This window comes from Leeuwenhoekiella sp. H156, assembly GCF_052218455.1.
GTDB lineage: Bacteria > Bacteroidota > Bacteroidia > Flavobacteriales > Flavobacteriaceae > Leeuwenhoekiella > Leeuwenhoekiella parthenopeia.
Window position 1 is genome coordinate 2,427,309 of the sequence record NZ_CP197499.1, and the last position, 23,479, is coordinate 2,450,787.

General features: G+C 41.1%; 24 protein-coding genes. 6 read left to right on the plus strand and 18 right to left on the minus strand.

The genetic code is table 11. From position 1 onward, the window contains the following. Positions 1-9: 9 nt before the first annotated feature. The 7 genes from ACSSS3_RS10560 to ACSSS3_RS10590 all read right to left on the minus strand — a co-directional run bounded on the left by ACSSS3_RS10560 (position 10) and on the right by ACSSS3_RS10590 (position 8,025). The gene (locus ACSSS3_RS10560) at positions 10-645 is read right to left on the minus strand and encodes a transglutaminase-like domain-containing protein (RefSeq protein ID WP_442844588.1); all 636 of its coding nucleotides are present in this window, start codon (positions 643-645) and stop codon (positions 10-12) included. A 312-nt stretch (positions 646-957) separates the two neighbouring features. Further along, the gene (locus tag ACSSS3_RS10565; RefSeq protein WP_442844589.1) at positions 958-1,872 is read right to left on the minus strand and encodes a sialate O-acetylesterase; all 915 of its coding nucleotides are present in this window, start codon (positions 1,870-1,872) and stop codon (positions 958-960) included. A gap of 757 nt (positions 1,873-2,629) precedes the next feature. Continuing rightward, on the minus strand, positions 2,630-3,040 hold the full coding sequence (locus tag ACSSS3_RS10570; protein ID WP_442844590.1) for a hypothetical protein: 411 nt from the start codon (positions 3,038-3,040) through the stop codon (positions 2,630-2,632). A gap of 78 nt (positions 3,041-3,118) precedes the next feature. Then, positions 3,119-3,988: a hypothetical protein gene (locus ACSSS3_RS10575; RefSeq protein ID WP_442844591.1), complete on the minus strand. Its 870-nt coding sequence runs from the start codon at positions 3,986-3,988 to the stop codon at positions 3,119-3,121. Between the two features lie 269 nt (positions 3,989-4,257). Beyond that, the gene (locus ACSSS3_RS10580; protein ID WP_442844592.1) at positions 4,258-6,297 is read right to left on the minus strand and encodes a DUF3732 domain-containing protein; all 2,040 of its coding nucleotides are present in this window, start codon (positions 6,295-6,297) and stop codon (positions 4,258-4,260) included. A gap of 1 nt (position 6,298) precedes the next feature. Then, positions 6,299-6,805, minus strand: coding sequence for a three component ABC system middle component (locus ACSSS3_RS10585; protein ID WP_442844593.1), 507 nt, complete (start codon positions 6,803-6,805; stop codon positions 6,299-6,301). Continuing rightward, on the minus strand, positions 6,802-8,025 hold the full coding sequence (locus ACSSS3_RS10590) for a hypothetical protein (protein ID WP_442844594.1): 1,224 nt from the start codon (positions 8,023-8,025) through the stop codon (positions 6,802-6,804). Before ACSSS3_RS10590 ends, ACSSS3_RS10585 begins: the two co-directional genes overlap by 4 nt. Before the next feature lie 635 nt (positions 8,026-8,660). Between ACSSS3_RS10590 and ACSSS3_RS10595 the strand changes: the two genes are divergently transcribed. After that, positions 8,661-8,927: a hypothetical protein gene (locus ACSSS3_RS10595; RefSeq protein ID WP_442844595.1), complete on the plus strand. Its 267-nt coding sequence runs from the start codon at positions 8,661-8,663 to the stop codon at positions 8,925-8,927. A 934-nt stretch (positions 8,928-9,861) separates the two neighbouring features. Here the strand turns inward: ACSSS3_RS10595 and ACSSS3_RS10600 are convergent. From ACSSS3_RS10600 to ACSSS3_RS10645, 10 genes are all read right to left on the minus strand, one after another. After that, complete coding sequence (locus ACSSS3_RS10600; protein ID WP_442844596.1) at positions 9,862-10,335, minus strand: hypothetical protein; 474 nt, start codon at positions 10,333-10,335, stop codon at positions 9,862-9,864. A 147-nt stretch (positions 10,336-10,482) separates the two neighbouring features. Beyond that, positions 10,483-11,121, minus strand: a complete 639-nt coding sequence (locus ACSSS3_RS10605) for a hypothetical protein (protein ID WP_442844597.1) — start codon at positions 11,119-11,121, stop codon at positions 10,483-10,485. Between the two features lie 293 nt (positions 11,122-11,414). Continuing rightward, positions 11,415-11,972: a hypothetical protein gene (locus ACSSS3_RS10610; RefSeq protein ID WP_442844598.1), complete on the minus strand. Its 558-nt coding sequence runs from the start codon at positions 11,970-11,972 to the stop codon at positions 11,415-11,417. 157 nt (positions 11,973-12,129) lie between these two features. Further along, positions 12,130-12,414, minus strand: a complete 285-nt coding sequence (locus tag ACSSS3_RS10615; RefSeq protein ID WP_442844599.1) for a hypothetical protein — start codon at positions 12,412-12,414, stop codon at positions 12,130-12,132. A gap of 213 nt (positions 12,415-12,627) precedes the next feature. Next, positions 12,628-13,218, minus strand: a complete 591-nt coding sequence (locus ACSSS3_RS10620; protein WP_442844600.1) for a thioredoxin family protein — start codon at positions 13,216-13,218, stop codon at positions 12,628-12,630. A gap of 11 nt (positions 13,219-13,229) precedes the next feature. Next, a complete protein-coding gene (gene gpmI, locus ACSSS3_RS10625; protein WP_442844601.1) occupies positions 13,230-14,747 on the minus strand; it encodes a 2,3-bisphosphoglycerate-independent phosphoglycerate mutase in 1,518 nt (505 codons plus the stop codon). Positions 14,748-15,087: 340 nt separating this feature from the next. Continuing rightward, a complete protein-coding gene (locus tag ACSSS3_RS10630; protein WP_442844602.1) occupies positions 15,088-15,852 on the minus strand; it encodes a M48 family metalloprotease in 765 nt (254 codons plus the stop codon). 93 nt (positions 15,853-15,945) lie between these two features. Further along, complete coding sequence (locus ACSSS3_RS10635; protein WP_442844603.1) at positions 15,946-16,680, minus strand: M15 family metallopeptidase; 735 nt, start codon at positions 16,678-16,680, stop codon at positions 15,946-15,948. Next, complete coding sequence (locus ACSSS3_RS10640) at positions 16,680-17,138, minus strand: GNAT family N-acetyltransferase (protein ID WP_442844604.1); 459 nt, start codon at positions 17,136-17,138, stop codon at positions 16,680-16,682. The genes ACSSS3_RS10635 and ACSSS3_RS10640 overlap by 1 nt, the downstream gene beginning before the upstream one ends. Then, entirely contained in the window at positions 17,125-17,412 is a 288-nt protein-coding gene (locus ACSSS3_RS10645; protein WP_228231335.1) for a GNAT family N-acetyltransferase, read from the minus strand. The genes ACSSS3_RS10640 and ACSSS3_RS10645 overlap by 14 nt, the downstream gene beginning before the upstream one ends. 58 nt (positions 17,413-17,470) lie before the next feature. Between ACSSS3_RS10645 and ACSSS3_RS10650 the strand changes: the two genes are divergently transcribed. Continuing rightward, complete coding sequence (locus tag ACSSS3_RS10650) at positions 17,471-17,899, plus strand: GNAT family N-acetyltransferase (protein WP_442844605.1); 429 nt, start codon at positions 17,471-17,473, stop codon at positions 17,897-17,899. On the opposite strand, the gene pepE is transcribed toward ACSSS3_RS10650, so the two are convergent. Next, the gene (gene pepE / locus ACSSS3_RS10655) at positions 17,896-18,600 is read right to left on the minus strand and encodes a dipeptidase PepE (protein WP_228231337.1); all 705 of its coding nucleotides are present in this window, start codon (positions 18,598-18,600) and stop codon (positions 17,896-17,898) included. The genes ACSSS3_RS10650 and pepE overlap by 4 nt on opposite strands. Before the next feature lie 144 nt (positions 18,601-18,744). Here pepE and ACSSS3_RS10660 point away from each other — a divergent pair, with 144 nt between their 5' ends. The 4 genes from ACSSS3_RS10660 to ACSSS3_RS10675 all read left to right on the plus strand — a co-directional run bounded on the left by ACSSS3_RS10660 (position 18,745) and on the right by ACSSS3_RS10675 (position 23,421). Next, on the plus strand, positions 18,745-19,512 hold the full coding sequence (locus tag ACSSS3_RS10660; protein ID WP_442844606.1) for a hypothetical protein: 768 nt from the start codon (positions 18,745-18,747) through the stop codon (positions 19,510-19,512). Between the two features lie 142 nt (positions 19,513-19,654). Next, positions 19,655-20,485, plus strand: a complete 831-nt coding sequence (locus ACSSS3_RS10665) for a carboxypeptidase-like regulatory domain-containing protein (protein ID WP_228231339.1) — start codon at positions 19,655-19,657, stop codon at positions 20,483-20,485. Positions 20,486-20,543: 58 nt separating this feature from the next. Further along, on the plus strand, positions 20,544-21,050 hold the full coding sequence (locus tag ACSSS3_RS10670) for a DUF6702 family protein (protein WP_228231340.1): 507 nt from the start codon (positions 20,544-20,546) through the stop codon (positions 21,048-21,050). Between the two features lie 64 nt (positions 21,051-21,114). Continuing rightward, complete coding sequence (locus ACSSS3_RS10675; RefSeq protein ID WP_228231341.1) at positions 21,115-23,421, plus strand: M1 family metallopeptidase; 2,307 nt, start codon at positions 21,115-21,117, stop codon at positions 23,419-23,421. Positions 23,422-23,479: the final 58 nt, after the last annotated feature.

The following is a 23,479-nucleotide window of genomic DNA, read 5'->3' on the forward strand; positions in this document are numbered from 1 at the left end:
TACTTAAAATTAGAGTTTGAATTCCAAATCATTTTGGTCGGTATCAAAAATATGCGGATAGTGTTCCTTTACATTTTTAATCATAAATGTTACCGGCACGTCTTCAAAATGCCCGTAATCTTCCAGGTATTCCATAAAGCGTGAACCTTCGGCATTGTGGGCCTGCAGGTACGAATCGGTTTTACCATCAAACTCCAGCGGGGTTACGTTGAGTTTTTCGCAAAGCGAAGCGTTAAAGGCGGGAGACATTTTGAGCCAGTTACCGTCTAAATATACATCGACCGAACCGTGCGGCGTAAGGGCGTTAGAACCAAATTTCTCCATCAGCCGTTCTACCGCGATGTGGTTCACTACTTTGCCCAGTCTCAGTCGGGCGGGGATGCCCAGGCCGCGCAAACCTGCGATGAGCACGATTGATTTTTCCACACAATTGCCTCTTGACTTTTCCGCCAGAGCACTTGCCCGGTAATTTTCAGGATTAAGGCTGATGTGATAGGGATCGTATAAATATCCGTCTCGCACTTTGGTATACAACCCAATGGCTTTTTCAGCTTCGCTTAAAGAATCGTCTTTAAATGCTGCAATAAGCCGCTGTATGTTTTCGTGGGTATAGTCGAAGTAAAAGGTGGGATGTAGGTAATTCATTGGGGTTTAATTTTGTCTTTGAGTGAAGCAAATTAGTTCCGTTTTTTAAAGATATTTCGTTATTTTTTAGCTGGCTACCCTGGATTGATTGGGTGTTCGTGAATCTCCATATGTGGTCAAATGTCACTTTGAGCGTGCCACACTGAGCGCAGTCGAAGTGACACTCATACTCACAAGTCAGCAAAACATCCATCCCCGGCCCTTCCTTCAAAGGAAGGGAGTTTCAATAATTCTAAAGCCTCCCTTTGAAGGGAGGTTTGGTGGGATGTTTTTAGGCTTTGCCTTCAAAAAAAATGTTTTTGGTAATGAGACCTACTCATTCAACCTGTACACCGCATCGGCGAACTGTTCTCCAAAATTGATATAGCCGGCGCTGTCGTAATGCCAGGGATCGGAATACTTGTAGTAACGCGTGCTGCGGATGATGGCGGCGTTGCTGTCTTCACGGGCGAACTTTTCCTGCGCGTACTGCACGAGTTCGCCATAATCCCACACCTTCCCATCGGGGGCATTCCACGAGTCGGAAATCTTGCCTACCACTACCGGCAGATCATCGGTGCGCAGACTGGCACGGATGAGGTTCATCAATTGCGAGAGGTTGTGATAGTATTTTTGTGCAATGGCTTCGGTTTTATCGCCGTCGCTTTCGCCCTGCATCCACAAAATACCCATAGGGACGAGATAATCTTCGCGACCGTTACCGTCCAGATCCTTAGTGGTGAGCGCGTTATTGAGCGTAGCTAAAAAATGGTCGTATTGATTGATGCCAATTTTGCCGTTGTAATGCGGGTCCCAGGCTCCAAAACGGCCGGCAGCGAGACTGTCTATTGACGAACCGCCCTTAGCATATTTGACTAGTGCGATTTTCTGATCGGGATAATACTGTTGCAGTTTTTTGGCAAAAGAAAGTTCGATGCCGAAGCGGTCTGAATGCGTATTGGTTATTCCATCTGATTTAAAACCGGTGCCGTGCCCGGGTTGCAGGGGCTCCCAAACACCCTGCCCGCCTAGAGGTTGCTCATCGTCGGTGGGGTTTCCTTCAAAGATATACACGTTTTCAAAGGTGTTGTCCAGCGAATCGGGGAGGTTTTTGGTATAGCCATAGCCTTCCATATTAGACTGTCCGCCGAGAAAATACAGGTGAATCGTGTCTTTTGCAGTCTGTTGCGCCAAACCTGACAGCGGCAGTGCCAGGCCTGCCAGAATTCCCAAAATTCTTGAAATCATTATTTTACGTTTATGCGATTAGTTGAAAGCGTTTCTAACCTGAAAGTTACGCATAATAGTTTTAGAGAAGGAAGTCTAAAAGGTTTTTGGGGCTCAGGAATCTGTTGTTAGATTGTCTATTTAGAAATTCATTATATTCTTCTTTACTTTTCTTTGCCTGTTCAAAGAAAAGTAACCTAAAGAATAAAATTCTTAGTTCTAATGCAAAAGATGGCCTACAAGAAGGTATCGTAAAATTTGAAGTTAGCAAAACGTAGCAGGCGGTTCTGTTTGAGGCCGCCTAGCGGCCGAGTTAAGCGCATGCAGTGCAGCGAACAATAAATTTAGATACCGTCTTGTGAGCCTTGATCTTTTGTTTCTTTTCTATCAAGACAAAAGAAAGGGAATATGGATAGAAGTAATAGATTCTATTTGATGTTCATTTCTTTAGCTTGCTGTCGGTTATTGGTTTTGGAGCTCGTGACTTCCTTCTTTAGTTAAATGTCACTTCGAGTGATTTTTGAGAGTTTGAGCTCGAAAAAATAGTATCGAGAAGCCTGGCAAGCGAGAGACATTTTTAACTCCTACGACTTCTCGATACAGCTGTAGCACCGCTATTGCTTTGCTTCAGCCACTCGAAGTGACACCCATACTCGCAAGTCTGCAAAACATCCATCCCCAGCCCTTCCTTCAAAGGAAGGGAGTCTCAAAAATTAAAAGCATCTGTTCGCACCTTCCTTAAAGTCGGAGGGATGTTTAGATGTGTGTTTTACACCAATTAATCCGCGTTTAGGGTATAGGTGTAAGTAGCCGAATCTTCACCTCCTTTAGTTAGCGTAAGTTGCTTGTTTTTATAGGTGTAGGTATACCCACCGTTTAGGATCAGACCCCAGTCAAATTCTGCAGTCCAAAAGTTTTCATCACTAAACTTAAATTGGTTATCAGTAATGGTATAGGTACCACTTCCTCCTGCGGGGTAACGATCTTCATTCCCGGTAGCAGAATAGGTCTTGACGGCTTCAAAAGTTACCGTTACGGGGCCGTCGTAGGTAGTGCCGTCGGGGTAGGTGACTTCAAAAGTACCGCTGTATTCCCCTGCTGGTACGCTGTCGTCGAGATCCTGATCTGTACAGGAATTTAAATTGGAAGTCAACAGCATTAGGCAGCACAATTTTAAGATCGCGTTCATAAGTTGGTTTTATACGCAGATGCGGAAAAGGGTGCGGGGTTGCGTTCTTCAAATCCCGAATTTTATAAAGACTAAATCTCAGCCTTTACTTCCGGTTTTTTGATGTGGACGGATTTGTATGATCTGGTCAAAGAATTCTGTTTTTTGAATGTAGTGCTTTCGTTCCATGCGCATTCCTTCTTTAGTAAGTTTAATCAATCCAAAATACTCCATAAAGCGCTCGAAGGTGCGTATGGAATAGCAATGCGCAAGATATTCTATAATGCTGCGGTATTGGGGGACTATGGTTTCCGTAAATTCCGGAAATGCATTAATATACTTTTCGCCATAAAAGTCATCGGTGCGTTTGGTAGAACCGTATTTAGCAATTAGTATGAAAGTAAAACCAAAGCCGGTTTGGCCCAAATACTCATTTTCATAGGCATCGTAATACCCCCAGTTAAACCTAAGGGTCATGGTTTTAAGCAGGCTTTCAAAAAGTTTGTGCGGCTTTTGAAGTATTTGAATACCAGATGCAGTTAGACTAAGCTGGCCTTTTCGTTTTTTAGTAATCCCTGCGAGATGTAATAGATTTCGGGTAAGATTAATACTCAGAGAATCCTGTTCCTTATAAAGTTTGGTGATACCCAGACTGATGTGTTCCTCTTCAATAAAACCCTGATCGTAAAGTTCTTTAACCAGTTTAACGGGGAGATAGCCTTTGGCAGTAAGTTTTACTTCGCCGGAAGTTTGAATGTAGGTCAACAGGTAATGGGCCATCCTGTAAATAGGGCATTGCTCATAAACCACTTCAGCAGGTTGCAGCACTTGCAACGGACTCGCTGCTGAATAGGGATTGTACACCAGCTGGTGCATTTCCTCCGGGGAGTAGCCCTCAAATCCAGCGATGGAGCGGCTGTTTTGTTCCTGCATGTATTGGTTGATGTAGTGCTTAAGTTCGTCATCCATAGGAATGCGGTTTGCTAAACGAAAATTAAGGAATCTTAGTAGATTGGATTAGGAAGCCGGTTGATTTTTAAACAGGTATTACTAAACGCCGGTTTATGCCCGGTAAGCGTACAGATGGAGCCCCGGCTCAGACTCTTTTCCTTATGATCGCATAAATCGCATAGGTGGGGTTCATTGATTTGTTTTTCTGCTTATCCTACTAAGCCACCAGGCACAGCCTGGCGGTAGCGGGGGGTAGTTTTTTTTTATTTGCAAAATCAGTGCAATATTTAGTCTTCTAAAATCCAATCTCGCTGAATTAGAGCATTGTAATCCTTGGTAAATTCTCCATTATCTTCCTTACCTCGCCAATTTTCAACCAGGTTTATATCCTTTTCTAACCCTTGCCACATATCAGTATCGGCATGTTCTAGAATTATCACTTGAACTTCATGGTTAGTTCTTTCCATGAATGTTTTACAGACCTCAAATATCTTTTTTGTATTTGCTTTATCCTCAGATTCCTTTTTATTTAAATCAGATTTCTTCTCGGCAATTCTTTCTGGAAAATACACTTGACTAGGCTGATCTAGAACCAAGAATGTAGGGACATAATTCTTTTTTCCTGACTCCTTTAGGTTATAGAAGAATTCATGAAGCCCTAGTATGGTTGCTAGGTGATAACACATATAATTTGAACCACTCCCTATCTTGTTTAGAAAAGTTGTTGACTTATTCAAAGTGTCCTCAATTCTAATACCTAAGTGTTTATCTGGGTCAAGTAAGACATTGCAATGCTCTTTGTTTTCTATCGGAAGAATGTCTACGTACGTTTTAATTGTCCGGGTGAGCTTTTCCAAAGTAGACTGTTTGTCAAATTTTTTCCTTAAACCTGAGACTTTAGATCTTTTTACAACTAGGTCTCCAACAATTTTCTTTAAATCCTCATCATATTTATCAGAAGGCGATACTATATGTTTTAGAAAGTTCGATACTTTTCCAACAAACTCGTAAACTTTCTGATAGGAATTTTGATCTTCTTCGAGTTCTGTATGAATGATGCTGATATTGCTATCAATTTGTTTTATATTTTCCTCTAAAGATGATATCTTCTTTCTAAGGTCAAGTTTTTCTTTTTCAAATGAAAAGGCATCATTTTGATCGTTATCCAATAAGGTGATATTATCGTTTTTGACATCCCTAAGTCTTTGAAGATTTTCAAGAGCCTTGGGGGAGCTGGAATTACAGAAAGGGCATTTGTCTGTTCCTTTTCTTTGAAGAAACCAATCAACGGGTTTCAATCGAGTTTCTATTTCTTTAGAAACATTCTTGATGTAATCTGCCTTAGTCGATTCAAAATTTAGAATTCGATTAAGCTCTATTTTATTTTCTTGTAACTCTCGCAAAGTCTTTTTTCTCCGAGAATCTAAGTCTTCAAGTTTTGTACTGTACAGAATTCCAGAACCTTTCTTGTAAGTGCTATCCTCTCTTATTTCATTAAAGATTGTATCTAGTTCATGGTTAATTTGATAGACATTTGAATTTGAAAGACTGATATCAGTATTCGTTAAGCCAAGATTAATCGCTTCGCTATAATATTCATACATCTCTTCTTTCCAATTTTCATATCGCTGAGTTATATCTTCAATTTTGTCCCTTATTTTTTTTTCTTGCTTTTCAAGTTCTTTAATTTCTGAATCAAGAATTAGAATTTCATAGGACTTATATCCTAACGCTAAGGGAAAGAACATTTTTAACCTGTCTATATAGTAGAATTCTTCCGTCTTATAGAAAATTGTATTTCCATTTGCTATCAGCCCCTGGGGTTGAAATAAAAATGAGCTGGTGCTTCTAAACCCAATTGTTAAAGGCTTGTCTGAGAAGAAGGATTGTTCTTCCAGATTTTGAAATCCACCTTTTGTGTTTAAAGTCTGAACAAAACTTTCTTTATTAATCTGATATTTACCTAGATCCTGTCTCCACTTATTGGTGTTAAAATCTGGGTATTCACCTTTTGAGGAAACCTCTTGATAATACATTATATCGGAACCTTTTCCGTTCTGACCAGGACTATTTCTTCCAATAAAGGTATCAGTGCCATTGATGTTTACTTTAAGCGCAAAAACGGACACCATATTTCTAATTCGACCTATAGGAATGTTCGGCTCCTTATTTCCTAAGCAGTAATCAACAATCTCGATAATCGAGGACTTACCTCTTTTACTATACCCAGTAATCACGTTTACCTTCTTTACATTGAAGTTTATGACTCTCGGCTTCAAGTCTGTGTTGACTGGATACAGGATTATCGCTTTTATCTTTAAGTCCATTTCAGAATCTAATATTTAATGTGAGTTGAAGCATTTTCTCATCCTTCTTGGCGAAAATATTACCTAATCGGAATGCCGCATTTCTTATGTTTTTAAAGTATGGGTCACTAATTTTCATCTTTCTCAGGATGCTTACTTTCTTAAACTCATCAGTCAACCCGATTCTCATAGAACCTTTGTCCAGCGTGAATATCCCTTTACTAAAGCCTAAGTTTAAACTGTCAAAAGTTTGACCAGTCATTTTGTTAGCGGTATTTTGAAGGCCAAGAGTTAAATTCTTATCCTTTGAAATTGCGGTGTATAGCTCCATTGACGATTTGAATGTTTCCACAGAAGATTTTTCAAGAACAATAGGAAGCACATAAAATAGATGATATAAGTGAGGGTCTATAACTTCACTCTTCTTCCCTTTGCTCACTGCATTGTACCCAAGCACAAAACTTTGTATTGCAATTACTCCTACTGTTGTGTTTTGAAGGACGTCAAATAAATCTAGCTTTTTATTCATTTCTTATACTTTTCCTTCCAGCTGGGAATCCATCCTATTTTAGGCTCATCAGATAGCTGTAAAAAGGCTCCATTCTGAATGTAATTATCCGAACTATCAAAACTGAAGTCTTCAACAATTTTAATCTTTATGTCATTCATTATTTCATCAAAGATTTTGATGGCAAGGTCATTTTGATCTGTTTTAGAATAGCTTTTGCCATCTAGTGGGGCATGTTTCTTTTTTACTCTTTTCCAAGCACTATAACACTCATCCTTAAGGTCTTCGTAATCTGGCTTTGTAAATGAATTTGACTTAGATATTAGATGTGAAATTTCAATTTCTGATAGGATGAAATCTAGAATTGCATCTTTAATTATTTCGTCTTTATCATCTGAATCTCTATCTATATCCAAAATTTGCTGGATATAGGTATCATTTCTAGTCAGACTTAAATCAATTGTAGCAAATTCAGGTATTTCACTTTTATTTCTAAAGATTGCCCTTTTGAGTGGATGAATCTTCAACAGATGATGGTGCTTTTCTTCAAAATCTTTCTTTGTGAACTCTACTTCTTTACCGTCATTCCAATTTTCGGAAGAAACTGATACCACCCAACCCAGAAAGCCTTCGTATAAACTTTTTCTATATGGATCGGTGGTGATTGAGCCTAATTGAATAGAATCAAAAAAGTTGTCCTTGAGTTGATAGTTTTCTGCGAAGGAAAAATTTGAAAGAATAGTTTGAAAATTTGAAAGGTCCTTCAATACCATGTCTATTCTGGTCAGAGTAGCTTTTATACTCGGTGAATCTTTACCTTGTGCTCTCTTTTTGGCAATTTTGGCTTCTTGTGTTGACTTTAAATCTTTAATATCATCTACAACACTGTCAAAATCTTCAATTCCGAATTTTCTAATAATTGATTTCGAAGGTATTTTTACGTTGGTAATAGCCTTGAAATGGTTTCCTTTTACAACCTGTCTTTTTTTGAGCTTTTCAATCCAATTAACTAGAGTCTGCCATAGATCAACCGAGGTGTTGCCAAAGTTTGATCCTGTTGCGGAAATACTATGCTTGGCTTGAATTGTCATAATGTAATGACCTTTAGTATCCTGCATTGCTAAATCATCCATTTTTTCAATGGATAGCACATTGGTTTTACTCATTTTAGCTAATTCTACTAAAGCGAGTTCGAATTGATATATATATCCAGCTCCTGGACCTTTTGCAGAATCACTCATTCCTACATATTCTTCTTATAATTAACCAAACTTGTTATATCAAAACAAATATAGTCGTTTGTTAAAGCGATTGGCGGGATATTGACACTTTTCATGTTCTTTATACTTTTGGTTATTAACTACTTATCAGTATTTTTCAATTATACAAAGCCCGAGCGTTGTGCCCATTTTTATAATTGAGAAACCTTAAGTCCTGGGCTGTTACAAAGGTTTGTTCCCCACTCTTTATAGCATCAACGCACCTCATAATTTCGTTTCAAAGGCGTCTGCTCCTCAGGTAACTCCAATCCGGCCAGCTTTTTTTAAGTCATAATGAACTTGATTTTCATCTTTCAAGGATCAGCCCTATTCAATCCTGATTTTTAAAAGTAACTAAATAACAGTACACTAGCTTAAGGAATTCCGTAAATTATTTAGGGTAAGTCTTTTTCGCTAAAGCACTGAATCCTTTTAAGTCGTATCTTTGAATTGCGAACTTTATCAAATTATCATGGTGTTATTACCACAAGTACGGTTAAAACAGAAAGTTTTGGAGAGGCATACGGGTGTAAGTCCCGAGACCTATTTAAAGCACCGCTTTGATGAAGTTCGCAGTGACCTCTCCTCTTTTTTTATTAATTCTTTATCCATTTTTTATGCGAACTTCAAATGGTCAAGGGAACAGTCCGGTACGCGAACCGGAAGTTACCCCGTCTGATACCCGTCACGTATCACAAGCTCAGTATGTATTTTTAGCTTCTCTTCAGTTTCACGGGTATGCCGATCTTGCCGCATCTCTACACTGCATTCATGATGTGGCTCTTTATCATTCTCAGGTTCCTTTTGATGAGGCTGAAAAGACGGCATTATACGACTTAAAAGTGCTGTGGGAAGGGCTGGAGCGTATGGCTCAGGAGTCTTAATTTTTAAAACGGACTGCCTGTAGGCTGGTGGTTTACAAAAGCCGATAGTGGCAGTCTGTTTTTTTAGGTCTCCTGAAGCTGTAGTACAACTTAGAAATGTTAAGAAAATGTGAAATTTCTGCTTTTTAAAAGTGGTTTTCATACTCTCTTCATACACTATCCTAGGCTTTACTATGCCTTTGACTAGGCTTTGCTATGCTCAAGCTCAGGTTTTGACCTTAAACTGACCTGTTTTCAATCGATTTTAAACCTTATTTAATTCGATCTTAGAGCAGTTAGATAGGAGTATTGTTCGGGGTTTGTTCGGGAAAACCTATGTTTTTCCGAAGGATTCCCGAAGGATTCTCGAACAAACCTCGAACAAAGTAGCTGTTTTTTAGCTTGTAGTATGCGAGGGTATGCGAAACCGTGCTAAACCGTGCAATTGTATGCAATGGAATGCAGCATTTTGAAAAGATATCCGATTTTTGTTAAAACCACCAAATGTGAGCCATTCCGGTTCTTGACCAACGTGTTTTATGCTTTAGTTCTAATGGTTTATTGGTTTTGGAAATCAAGAACCTCCTACACGCATTGAATTTAATTTTCGTAATAATTGTGCTCGTGTCTGTAATATATTAAGTTTTTTAGCGGATTTCCTTTAGCAGGGAAATCAATTATTTCGCTCACTTCATGTATGTAATCCATATTTTGGAAAATTAGAAATTAATTCGCCGGCTGCTTGAGATAACAGTTCCAGGTCTTTCTCATTAGCATTTGAGTCAAAAACACATTGCCAATAGATTACATCATCTTTTAATTCAATAGAAACGAACCTTAAAGTTTGGGGTACGTGGCCTAATAAGGATTGAACTCCTGTCAATATTAATGAGATGTCAATTTCACTTTTCAACGATAGAAATGCTTGTTGTTTTATTACTTGAAAAGTGATTAGCTATTCATTCCCTTTTTTATCCACTATCAGCATTTGATATTTAAATGCTACGTTATCTGCATCACCATCAAAAATTCTTTTCTGACACCACGCGACAGGAAATAAAGTTGCGCCATTCCAATAGAACGGAAAAACGTCCTCTACGAAGCTGGGATGATTTCTCTCAATTCTGCCTTTACCGTGATTTTTTTCTATTACTTCAATTATGTAAAAGCCGAATATGTGTGCAAGCCCATTCAAACCATAGTCACTTTTTGTTTTTATAAATTCTTTATGCAGGTCAGACAATATAAATTCTACGCTTTTAATTGACGCATCAGAAAAATCAAGATTCAGGTCGTATTCTTTTCCTACTTCAATTGCGTGAGTAATTAATTGGTCTTTTATATCAAGCAATTCCTGAATCGTGTTTTGCCCTGTCATTTTAAATGAGAAAAATACCAGAATGGAAAACAATAAAATTTTCTTCGTCATAATTTATTGCGTTGGATATAAAGGTTTTGGATCTTTGATTATTTTAGAGGTCAATAAAAGAAGAAAATCACTCTTGCGTGACTTAAATAGGTGTATTTTTCTGATATAGAGGCTTGTGCAACGGTTACCATTGTTGCCAAAGTTATTTTATTCCCATTTTATTAATTCAGCTATTTTTTTTTCAATTGCGTGACCTTTAATTCCTGTCAAATTTTCAAAATATTCTCTTATCTCAATTTCGTTAAGATTGTAGGTTTCTTTTATTCCATTTATAATCGTTAATAAATATTGTTCACTCGGTGCGTTTATCTCTTCGGTCAGATTTTTTTCATTCGTAAATGTGAAAATCGGATTCCCATTTTGCTCGCCTAAAAAAAGTAAATTCCCATACCAAGATTTTTCTTTAATAATTAGAGAACCTTTTCCTCTCGCTTTCTCAAAATCAATGAGTAATTCTCCTCTATGATTAGTTTCCTGTTTTACAATTTCAACATACTGTTCAGGAGTTATTAAATACATTCTTCCTAAAGTCTGAACTTTATCGTTAAATTCTGTATTAATAAATCCGACACCACAAGAATCCCAACTTTTAGATTTTTTCGCAAAATAAAGTTCACTGTTTATATAAATTTCCTCCTTGTCTTGTGGTAAAGTTTTGTCCGTACAACCTTTATAAGTTTTCTTTGAGCCTTTTGGTTGTCCTCCAAGAATGTAACAATGAAATCTACTTTCTAAAATGTTAGAGCCATAACTGGCATACCAAACTTGTTTTATTTCCTTTGACATTCCTTTTTTGTTTAATTGTGGGCACCGTAGATATACCAAAACCAGTTGTGTTATATCTATTTTACAATCACGAATATAACTAAACTAATCCCCGTTCCTTTACGGCATTCCTCAAAACGCATAAAAAAGCGACAATTCTCAAAGACAAGGGGTAGTGAGGGTTAAATTAATTCTAACGCACCTTAACTATCAACGGTATAAAACAAGAAAACCGCTTTTAAGGAATTTAAATAAGTAAGATTTTATAAGAATTAGAGGCCTGTGTAACCGTTACCGATGTTGTAGGTATTGTTTTATTCCGCTTTTTCATATTCTGAATAATTGTCCACGGTCGTTTTTCCGTTTATAACCAAAGTGTTCATTATATCAGCGTAATTGGCTGTTTGGTTGTCAAAATCTTTTTCGAAAGTCAGGAACAGAATATTGTACAGATATTTACCACTTACAAAACTTGCGTTAATTCCTTTAAATTTATTTTCTTCTTTTGATGTCGAAATGAAATGTCTTAAAGGTTTTAAGTTGTTATAAAGAACTAAATCAATTTCAGATACTTCGCAACCACAGGTTTCTTGGTAATAAGTCTCATATTGTCCGTTCAATAGGTTTCCTTTTTCAAATCCGTGTTCGGTTATTTTGGATATCAATAAAGTATATTGAAATTCATTTCCAGATGTCTTTACAAACACATCAATTTGCGCATTTGGTTGATTCCGACTAGAGTATTTTAAGTCCGAGTCCGCTAAAAATGCATAATCTTCATTGTCATCGACAAAGAATTTTTTGTCAGTCTGCGAAAAGGATACATTTGAAAAAAGTCCAAATAGTATTATTAATCTAAAAATTTTATTCATTACGGTTTTACATTACCTACAACGGTTTGGCTATGGTTTCGTTGCGTGAAAATCCGCAAGGATTTTCCGCCGTAAACCGAAGATAGCAAATTTGCGAGGACTTTCCGAAAGGAAAGTCAGAAGCAATGAACTATAGCCGGTGTTGTAGGTAGTATTTTTATCCTTTATTTTCATACAGACACCATTTGGTCAGAGTCATATTGGAAATCAGTAGCTTTTTGCCAATGTAAAACTGAATAATTCCGATTTTATTTCCGCCCTCAGTAATAATATTCCATTTCAGATTTGAGTCAAATTCTATAACATCGTGGTCATTTAGTCGGTTTTCGCTGTTGCTTTTCCACCATCCTTTTCTTATTGAATCATTAGAAATCAGAATAATTAGTTGGTTAATCAGAATGAGTAAAATCAGAAGTTTTATGTACTTAAATATTTTTTTCATTCAGTTTATAATTGGTTTCGGAGCTGGTCAGTTATATTACCTACAACGTGCGTATAACACAACTGGTTGTGTTATATCTAATTTACAATCACGAATATAACCAAACTAATCCCCGTTCCTTTACGGCATTCCTGAAAACGCATAAAAAAAATCGACCACTCCTTGAAAAGTGGTCGATTTCCTAATAACATTTAACCCTTAGTCTGTAACTACTCAATCCGCGTAGGCATGTTTATAAGGTTCGCCTTTTAAAATCTTCAGCATATCGGCTTCCAGACTTTCAATAGGGTATTCTACAATACGCCCCAGTTCTTTACCGTCTTTGCTAAGAATAAGGGTAGGTACGCGTTTGATGTCTTTACCTTCTTCCAGTCCCTGTGGTGTAGTTTTGGAGCGGTCTACAGTGATGAGTTCTACATCATCAGCTTTGTCAACCGCATCAAAAATCTTGTAGATACGAGGTGTTTCGCGTTTGCTGTCGCCACACCAGGTACCCATAAACAGGGTGATGTCAACATCTTTAAGCAAGGGTTTAAGTTCGTCAACCAGGCTTTCATCCACCCGGTACGACGCGTAAAACGGGTTAAACCACTCCCCAAATTTACCTTCCTGCAGGTCACTGCGCTCTGCAGGGCCGGTAAGCATATCGGGTTGCGGGTTTTTTTGCGAGGTAGGAATCTGTGCGGCTTCCGGCGGACCGGGAGTTTGCGGCACTTCAGAGCGGCTGGCTACAGCGTTTTGTGATTTGCACGCGCTCATCAATACAATCGCCAGCACCAGGCTGAGGTATTTTAAATGTTTCATCGTTTTTTGGTTTAACTGACCAGGCTTTCCTGATCCATTTCTTTTGCTTTTTCAATGCCCATCATATCGAGAATGGTAGGGGCTATATTCCCCAAAACTCCGTCTTTTACGCTCTTGATGTCCTTGTCTACCACAATTACGGGTACGGGATTGGTCGTGTGGGCGGTATTTGGTGAGCCGTCTTCGTTTTTCATGGTTTCGCAGTTGCCATGGTCTGCAATCACGATGGCACTGTAACCGTGTTCCTGCCCGGTGGTAATCACGTCTTTGGCACAGGCGTCAACGGCCTCACAGGCTTTAATGGCAGCCTCCAGCACACCGGTGTGGCCCACCATATCGGGGTTCGCAAAGTTGAGGCAGACAAAATCTACTTCTTCTTTTTTGAGTTCGGCAACAATCTTGTCGCGCACTTCATACGCGCTCATTTCCGGTTTTAGGTCGTAAGTCGCTACATCGGGAGATTTGGCGATCAGGCGGGTTTCGCCCTCAAATTCCTTTTCCCTTCCGCCCGAAAAGAAAAAGGTTACGTGCGGGTATTTTTCAGTTTCCGCAATGCGAATCTGCTTTTTACCGGCTTTGGAAATCACCTCGCCAATGGTATTGGTCAGATTATCTTTATCAAAAATGATGTGGATGTTCTCAAACGTCTGGTCGTAGTTGGTCATAGTGACATAATACAAATCCAGTTTTTTGGTATCCTGCTCCGGGAAATCTTCCTGCGAAAGCATACGGGTCAATTCGCGCCCACGGTCGGTACGGTAGTTAAAAAACAATACTACATCGCCGTCTTTAATGGTGGCAACAGGCTGATCGTTTTCAGTAATGACTAAAGGTTCGAGGAATTCGTCGGTAGTGCCGTCTTCGTAAGATTTTTTAATCGAAGCAACCGGATCGGTCGTTTTGGTACCGATGCCTTTTACCGAGGCATCGTAGGCTTTTTTAACGCGTTCCCAGCGGGTGTCGCGGTCCATCGCAAAATAGCGCCCGGTGATGCTGGCCAGTTTGGCACCGTTATCTTTTGCGTAGTCATTTAAATCTTCGATGAAACCGGCGCCGCTTTGCGGGTCTACATCGCGACCATCGGTAAAAGCGTGAACGTAAACTTCTTCCACACCCACCTCATTGGCGGCTTTGATCAGACCTTTAGCATGATCAATATGTGCGTGAACGCCACCGTCTGAAACCAGACCCAAAAGGTGAATGGGTTTGTTGTTTTCTTTGGCGTATTTAAAAGCGGCTTTCAGCTCCGGCTGATCGCGCAGTTTGTTTTCGCGCAACGCCTTGTTGATTTTAGCGAAATCCTGATATACGATGCGGCCCGCACCCAGGTTCATATGGCCTACTTCGCTGTTGCCCATTTGCCCGTCTGGCAAGCCCACGTTTTCTCCGTGGGTAAGCAATTGCGCGTGTGGATATTTGGTATAAAGTGAATCGATAAACGGAGTTTCTGCCTGATCTACTGCCGAAACTTCTTTATTAGGTGCAAATCCCCAACCGTCGAGGATCATTAAAATGACTTTTTTATTCATGGTTATTTTGAGTTGTTTCACAAAGATACGGACTAAACCAACTAAAGGCTAAAACTTTGCAGGCCAATCGCGATAGCGTTTGAGGAGCTTATTGCTGTTATTATTATTATTTCGAGCTGGTGGGACATCCATCCCTGGCCCTTCCTTCGAAGGAAGGGAATATATTCTTAGTCTGGTATTAAAAGCCTCCCTTCGAAGGGAGGTTTGGAGGGATGTTTAACGCTGAAGTTTTCTTTTAAATATCTTTCCCTCTTTTCAGTCAAAATCAAGCTTGCGACTCTACCGATCGACCAGATGATTAGACCAATAACAATAGAAATAATAATAACAATACAAATAATCACCCCCTATACTTCTCAATCGCTTCTTTGATTTTGGCGATGCGGTTTTCGGGGTCGGGGTGGGAGCTCTGAAACTCAGGTACGCGCTGGCCACCGCTCGCTTCTTTTAAGATTTGCATCACTTCAATAAGCGCTTCGGGGTCGTAACCGGCATCAAGCATAAATTTCACACCCAGATCATCGCTCTCAAGTTCGTCACCACGCCCGTTTTTAAGCAGCAGGGTTTGTCCCAGCTGGCTGGCGAGCATTCCGGCATCAGCGCCTACCTGTGCGCCGGTGGCAACCGTATTGGCGAGTTCGCTTTGCGCGATACGTTCAGCCGAATGTCTGCCCACGACGTGCCCAATCTCGTGACCCAAAATGCCTGCGAGTTGGTCTTCGGTTGAAAGACGCTCGAGCAGGGCATAGGTGATAAAAATCTGGCCGCCGGGCAGGGCGAAAGCGTTTACCGTCTTGGGATCACGCAGGAGATGAAATTCGTACTGATACGGCGTCTCACGGGCAATGGTGTTGTCAACCAGTTTTTTGCCCACACGATCTACCATGTTTTGCAGTTGCTGGTCGGGGTGCATGCCGCCGTGTTGCTCGGCCATAATTGGGGCATTTTGCAGACCGATGGCAATTTCCTCTTCGGTCGTAAGGCTTATGGCCTGGGTGCGCCCGGTATAGGGATTTTCTTCCTGGCTGCCGTAATATTTAATCAGGCCAAAAATGACGATTCCTACGCCTAAGACTATTTTAAGTGCTCTTCCACCTAGTTTCATATTGATAAGAATAATTGGTTAGTTTCAGTTAACTAAAGCCACCCTTTGAAGGGAGGTTTGGAGGGATGTTTCAGCTCTTTCTCCAAAACAAATTCATTTTAAAAGTTTTTGATTGATATCCAGAATATTTTCGGTTCGGTATTTTTCAATAAAGGCCGAAGTAAAGGCGTCGCTGCCCATCAGGTTTTTTTGCTGAAGGATTTGTGCGATATCCAGTTTTTTATAGTCTTTAAGATAATCTACAGAAAGTGGAGCATAGCTGAAATGCCAGGGCTCATACTTGAAGCCTTTTCGCCCGTAATCATTAGTATAGACTTCAAAAAAGCCGAAAGATTCTGCATTTTCGTCTAGCCAGGCTTTGAGTGCACAAAACGGACCGGTGCCGTGAAATTTATCGGGGTCGAGTACATTGTTTGTAACTCCCGTTCCCGCCTGAATGATGTCAAGATCTGTAGCCCAGTGATGACGCGAGGTTCCCGGGATGGTGCTGTATTCAATAATCTTTTCAATAGCAACCAATGGTGCCATTCCGCGTCCTGTATAATCTCTGTATTTGCGTTCCCAGATGCGGTTTTGGTGGGCGTAATCGCGATAGCTCGAAACGACCTGTATGCCGATGCCTTCTTTTTTTGCGGCAGCAGCCATCCGGTCAAAAGCCTCGGCAGCTTCGGGACGCAGGCTATAGCCGCTTTTCTCAGTCAAAACCGGATTGCCGCGACCCAGAAGTTCGGCTTCCGGAAGAGCGGTGTTTGCTTTTAACAGCTGCGGAAAGGTTGTTACGGCAGCAGTGGTTAACAGCGTGTTTTGTATAAACCGGCGTCTTTTCATCAGAGCTTTTTAAAAAGTAAATAGTGCGTACCTACGTTTTCAATTTCAAAAGGCTCTCCTTCTATGTTGAAACCTTTCCGCAGGTAAAAATTAAGCGCCTTGATGCGGGCATTGCACCAGAGCAACTCGACACCTTGATTTTGCAGGTGCTTTTCGGCTTCATCAACCAGCAGATTTCCCAGTTTTTGTCCCTGATATTCCGCTAAAACGGCCATTCCGCGCAGTTGGTATTGCTTTCCGGTAAATTGGGGTTTTGAGTTGTTCATCAGGCTTACGACCCCAATAAGTCTTTCCGCATCAAAAAGGCCGAAATGCAAGGTGTCTTCGGCATCATCACCCGGCATCGCGCAACTTTCCTCTGGTTTCCCAACACGTAAAACCGGATGGCGTACGGCGAAGGTTTCTGCAGCGGTGATTTGGCGGATTTGTAATGAGGTAGTAGTACTAGGCGCGGACATCAGCGTAATCAGGATTTTCGTCAAACTTGATTTCGGCAAAAGGACAGAGCGGCTCAATTTTAATATTTTTCTCCCGGGCCCAGTTTACCACATAATCCAGCAATTCGCTGGCATAACCCTGGTGTTCATAGCCCATTTTGGTTTCGGTATGATCAATTACGATGATCCCGGCGTCCTGAATGGTATAGGTAAGCTCTGAGATTTTTTCTCCGTTTTCTTCCCTGTAGAATAAGCCCCTGCTTCGGTTTTCTCTGTGGTGTATCGCTTTATCCATTATTTTTGCTGGTTTATTGCAGCAGTTGTTAAGCTGCCTTATCTAAAAATAGCCAATTATGCTCAAAATTAAGATCAGCAGATTTTATAAAACCGATATTAACACGTTTTTACCACTGGTGCAGGAGTTGATGGAGCATAGTGTGGAAGAAAATCTGCTCAAAGCGCGCTTTGGCGAAATGTTTGAACACCGGTATGAATGTTATGGGGTTTATGTAGAAGGGGTACTGGCCGGGGTTTTTGGGCTTTGGTTTGCTACACGTCACTATTGCGGTAAAACCTGCGAGGCGGATCATGTTTTTATCAAGCCCGAATACCGCAGCAAAGGTTTAGGCAAACAGGTATTTCAATGGATTTATGATTACGCACGTGAAAAGGGTTGCGAGACCAGCGAATTAAATGCATACGTACACAATTTTGCAGGGCATAAGTTTTACCTCAATGAGAACTACGTCATTAAAGGTTATCACTTTCTGAAAAAACTCTAGCTTACCGTGATCTCCGAACCGGCTTCGAGTTCGTAAGGTATTTTTCCGGCTTCAAAAATACGGGCGCTGTGCGGGCCGCGCAGGGTATAGGTACGGCGGTGGGCTTCAATCCAGCTGCCTTCACGCAATCCTACGACGGGGATGTTATTAAACTGATGAAACTCTTTTATACGGGTTTCGCGGGTTTCACCCATATGCGTGCTGTTTGGGTCGGGATCCAGATAATGGGCGTTGATGTTGAAAGGCATCGCCCCCAGGGTTTTAAAACTTGGCGGGTAAACGATGGGCATATCATTAGTATTTTGCATACTGATGCCTGCTATATTAGAACCGGCACTTGTGCCCAGATAAGGCATATTCTCATAGAGCCTGTCTCTTAAAATCGCCATTACTTTATGTTGGTAGAGTTGTTCTACCAGTAAAAAGGTATTGCCACCACCGGTAAAAACGCCTTCAGCCTGAGCGATGGCTTTTACGGGATCTCTAAACTCGTGCAGACCCAAAACTTCGATATTAAGTTCTCTGAAAAATTTACGTACACGCGCTGTGTACAGGTCGTGAGACAAGCCTCCCGGTCTTGCAAAAGGTATAAAGATAAGCCGCTTAACTCCTTCAAAATGAGTAATGAGCGCAGGCTTCAGATAGTCAAGATATTCACCGCCGTGGATTGTAGAGGTACTGGCAAGTATTAATTTCTTCAAAATGAAACGATTTGTTTCAAAATTACACATTCAGATATGGGGTTGGTGGGCATTTAACAAAAAATTACCCTCCTAATCCCTTTAATTTTGTGTAACTTGTTGTTACTTCATACCAGCAACTAAGGCACCAAAAAACAGGTCAGAATGAAATACAGTACTACACTTTTAATGCTACTTTTTACAATCACTCTGGCGCACGGCCAGCAGTTGGCCCGGGTAATGGCAGACGGCCAGATTATCGTACCTGCGGGTGATGATCCCGGGGGTATTGTGGTTTATAATAACACATCCCAGCGCGGTACGGTTACTTCAGAGTCGGGTACGTTTGACATTGCAGTCGCTCGTAATGACGAGTTAGTGATCCAATCCCTGCAATTTGCACCCGTCACGGTTATCGTAGATGCCGGTATTGTAAACTCCCGAAAAATCAGCATTACGCTCAGAGAAACCGTTAATATTCTCGAGGAGATTATCGTGCGCCCCTATGATCTTACCGGCGATATTGTTGCCGATGTTAACCGCGTGCGCACCATAGACCCTGTGCCATTCACGGGAGGTCAGATAAAGGCTGAAGATAATGCGCCCGACAGGTATACCACTCCCGAAAACATCGCTTTAGATGATATGCGTTGGCGATATGGTCTTAATTTCATCAATATTTTCAAGGCTATTTTTGATAAAAAAGATGAGCCGATTGAGCGCAATGCAGAGCAGGAACTGGCAGCTATGTACTCTAATGAGTTCTTTCAGCAGAATCTGGACATCAAGCGTGAAAACATCAGCGCCTTTATGGATTACGTGTCTGAAAACGGACTCACAAAACCCATGCTGGAGCAGGGTAACGAGCTTGCTTTGATTCAGTTTTTATTGCAAAAACGTGATGCCTTTAAGGCTTCTCTGGAAGAAAACTAAATACGGGAAAGACGTAGTTGACCCGTTTGAAGCCGTCATTTAAAGCATTAACCGGCTGTTAAAAACGGCTTAACCGGTTAAATGCCGTGTAACATGTTTACTTTTGAGGCGTATTTAAGTGAAATCTTAATACCCTCAACACGTGTCAAAAACCGCATTTTTATATTGCTTTATCGCGCTCTGTGTCAGCAGTGCCGCCGGTAGTTTGTTTGCTCAGGAGACCGTGATGCTCGAGGGTAAGGTGGTAAACGACTCTATAGAACACGAGTACCTGCACATTTTAAACTTAAGCCTGCAAAAGGGAACCGTCACCCGTGAGAATGGCGATTTTACAATCCCAGTGCGTTCGGGCGATACGCTCTACATTTCTGCAGTTCAGTTTAAACATCAGGAACTTGTGGTTTCTGCGGAAATAGTCAACAGGAAATATCTGGAGGTTAAACTTGAACCCGAAGTTACCGAACTGGAAGATGTACAGATCAGCAATATTGAGCTTAACGGAAGATTGGGAGATGATATGAACCGCATCAAGCTGGAAAAACCATTTGACCCTGCTGAGGCCGGTTTACCCGTCTATAAAGGTCCGATTTTGACTCAGGAAGAGCGACGGCTCTACACCGCAACGCACAGCGGTGCCGGGATCATTCCCGTAGATGCGGTGATCAATGCGATAAGTGGCCGTACCAAAATGCTCAAAGAGCAGGTGCGTATCTCCAATATGGAACGCCGGGTGCAAAAAGCCCGTAATCTGGTTTCAGATACGACCTATATCAGGCAATTGCAGATTCCAGCGCGTTATATAGATGATTTTGCGCACTATGTGTATTTTGACAAGCCCGAAGCTTTGGCCATCGCGGCAACCCAAAACCCGCTTTCGATTCTTGAAATGCTGCTGAAACAGGCTCCCGCTTACCTTCAGCATAAAAGCGAAGAAGGTGTTGAGGTAAACTTCAAGGACAAAGACGGTCAATAAACCTATTTTTTTGGAACGACTCTTGATCAAAATCGCTAAAAACAGATAACTTGCTTCCATGAATTTTAAAAAACTGCTCCTCCTTATTGCTGTAATTCTTCCGCTCTGCGCGTTTACGGCACATAAATATTATTTCAGCGTCACGCAGGCAGATTATGATGCAAAATCCCAATCTTTAAAAATAGTCACCCGCGTTTTTTATGACGACCTGCAAAAGGTGTTTCAGGAACGCTACGATAAATCCATTCGGGTAGATGCTTCCTACGATCAGCAGAAACTGGACGGGTATATTAAGCGCTATTTTGAACAGAAATTTATTGTGACGGTCAATGGGGAAGAGCGCTCTATACATTATCTGGGTCATAAGGATGAGGTAGATTATGTGGTGTGCTTTATCGAGGTCGAAAACATCAAAAACCTCAAAACAGTAAGCATTGAAAACACCTTGCTGATGGACTTGTTTCCCGATCAGAAAAATGTGGTGCATCTGCACGCCGGTACTACCAAAAAAAGTTTCCTTTTGACCCGCGAAAATGATAAAGCCGTGTTAAAACTTTCTGAATAATTTATTAACATTCGGCTAATCTTTACTTTTATAAAATTCACAAGCACAAACAGATTTATACTTTATGAAAAAACTTAAGTACAGCTTTTTTGCTGTTTTACTTCTCGTAGGAGCAGGTGCTTTTGCTCAGGAGCAGGAACAGCCGCAGGAAAAAGAAAAACAAATGGGGCATACTAACGTCAACAAGTTCAGACAGCTTTACGACGAGTTTGCAACCCCTAATCAGTATCGTACCGCTTCGGGAGCCCCCGGCCCTGCATACTACCAAAACGAGGCCGATTATGAGATGAAGATTGAACTTAACGACGACAATCAGACCATCTCAGGTTACGAGACCATTACCTATAAAAACAATTCACCAGATCGTCTGGAGTATTTATGGGTGCAACTGGACCAGAACATTCGTAAGAAAGACTCTCCTGCACTTGAAAAAGACGGTAGCGGGATGTCACCGGTTATTCAGCCGGGTTCTGTGGTTTCTACCTATATGAAAGAACCTTTTGACGGAGGCTTCAACATTACCGAAGTTTCTAAAGACGGTAAGCCGCTTAAACACACCATCAACTTTACAATGATGCGCGTAGATATGCCACAACCGCTTGAGCCGGGCGAAGAGTTTGAGTTCAGCATCGGGTGGAATTTCAATATCGTTGAGCACACGGTAGACCGCGCACGCTCGGGTTACGAGAGTTTCCCTGACGGAAACAAAAACTACATCATCGCACAATTCTTCCCCAGAATGTGTGTGTATAATGACGTGGAAGGCTGGCAAAACTACCAGTTTTGGGGTAATGGCGAGTTCGCTTTGCCTTTTGGAGATTATGAGGTTGAAATTACCGTACCTGCAGACCATTTACTTGACGGAACCGGCGAACTGGTAAACCGCAAAGATGTGTACAGCAAAGAAGAAATGAGCCGCTGGGAACAGGCGATGAAGAGCTATGACAAGCCGGTTTTTATTCGTACCCAGGCTGAAGCCGAACAAATTGAAAAAGGCCGCAGCACTAAAAAGAAAACCTGGAGATTGGAAGCAGAAAACGTAAGGGATTTTGCTTTTACATCCTCTCGTAAATACATTATGGATGCACAGGCTGTTAAGTTCCCACAGGGAGATGTAATGGCAATATCTATTTATCCTAAAGAAGGAAACCCGCTTTGGGAAGAATATTCTACCAAAGCTGTGGTGCAAACCTTAAAGTCGTACTCGCGTATGACCTTTGACTACCCGTATCCCAAAGCGATCTCGGTTCACGGTCAGAATCAGGGTATGGAGTATCCTATGATCTGCTGGAACTACGGTCGTCCTAACGAAGATGGTACCTATAGCGACCGCACCAAATACGGGATGATTTCGGTAATCATTCACGAGGTAGGTCACAACTTCTTCCCGATGATTGTAAACAGTGACGAGCGTCAGTGGGGATGGATGGATGAAGGAATCAACACCTTTGTTCAATATGTGGCAGAGCAGGATTTTGGCGAAAACTATCCCGAAGCCATTGCTCCAAATGCTAAATATCCTTCCCGAAGAGGAGAACCCTCTCAAATTACCGGTTATATGGGCGGAGATCAAAATTTTATTGCTCCAATTATGTCAAACCCGGAGAATGTGTATCAGTTGGGTAACAACGCCTACGGAAAGCCTGCAACGGCATTGAATATTCTTCGTGAGACGGTAATGGGACGTGATCTTTTTGATTATTCCTTTAAAACCTATGCGCAGCGCTGGATGTTTAAACACCCTACACCCGAAGATTTCTTCCGTACGATGGAAGATGCTTCTGCAGTAGATTTAGACTGGTACTGGAGAGGATGGTTCTACAGCACCGAATTTGTTGATATTGGTGTAGAAGACGTAAAATCTTATTATCTAACCGCCGAGCCCACTGCAGCAGGTAAAGAACTGTTAAGCCGTTATGGTTATGATCCTTCTTCTATTGACGCTGTTTATGTAGTTGAAGAAGATGGTGAGGATTACGATCCTGCAATGAAGGATAAAGATATGCTTGAGAATGCTCCAAATTTAAAGGAGTTTATGATGGATAACTTTACTCCCGAGGAGCGCGCAAAACTTAAAACTCCGAAGCATTTTTATGCAGTTAAGTTTAACAAGCCGGGAGGAATCCCCATGCCACTTATCGTAGAGTACAGCTATGCTGATGGTACTAAAGAAAAAGTGACCTATCCGGTACAGGTTTGGCGAAAAAATGATGCTGAAGTAACCAAGGTTTTAGCAACCAATAAAGAACTCGTAGGCGTTGTGGTTGATCCAGATCAGGAGACGGCAGACGTTGATGTAAGCAACAATAACTGGCCTCGTGAAGCTCAGGAGAGTGAGTTTGATAACTTTAAAGAAGAAGTAGAAGATTAAGGCAAACCGCTTTAAGAATTAACTTTTTTGAAATAATAAAAGCCGATGATCACTCATC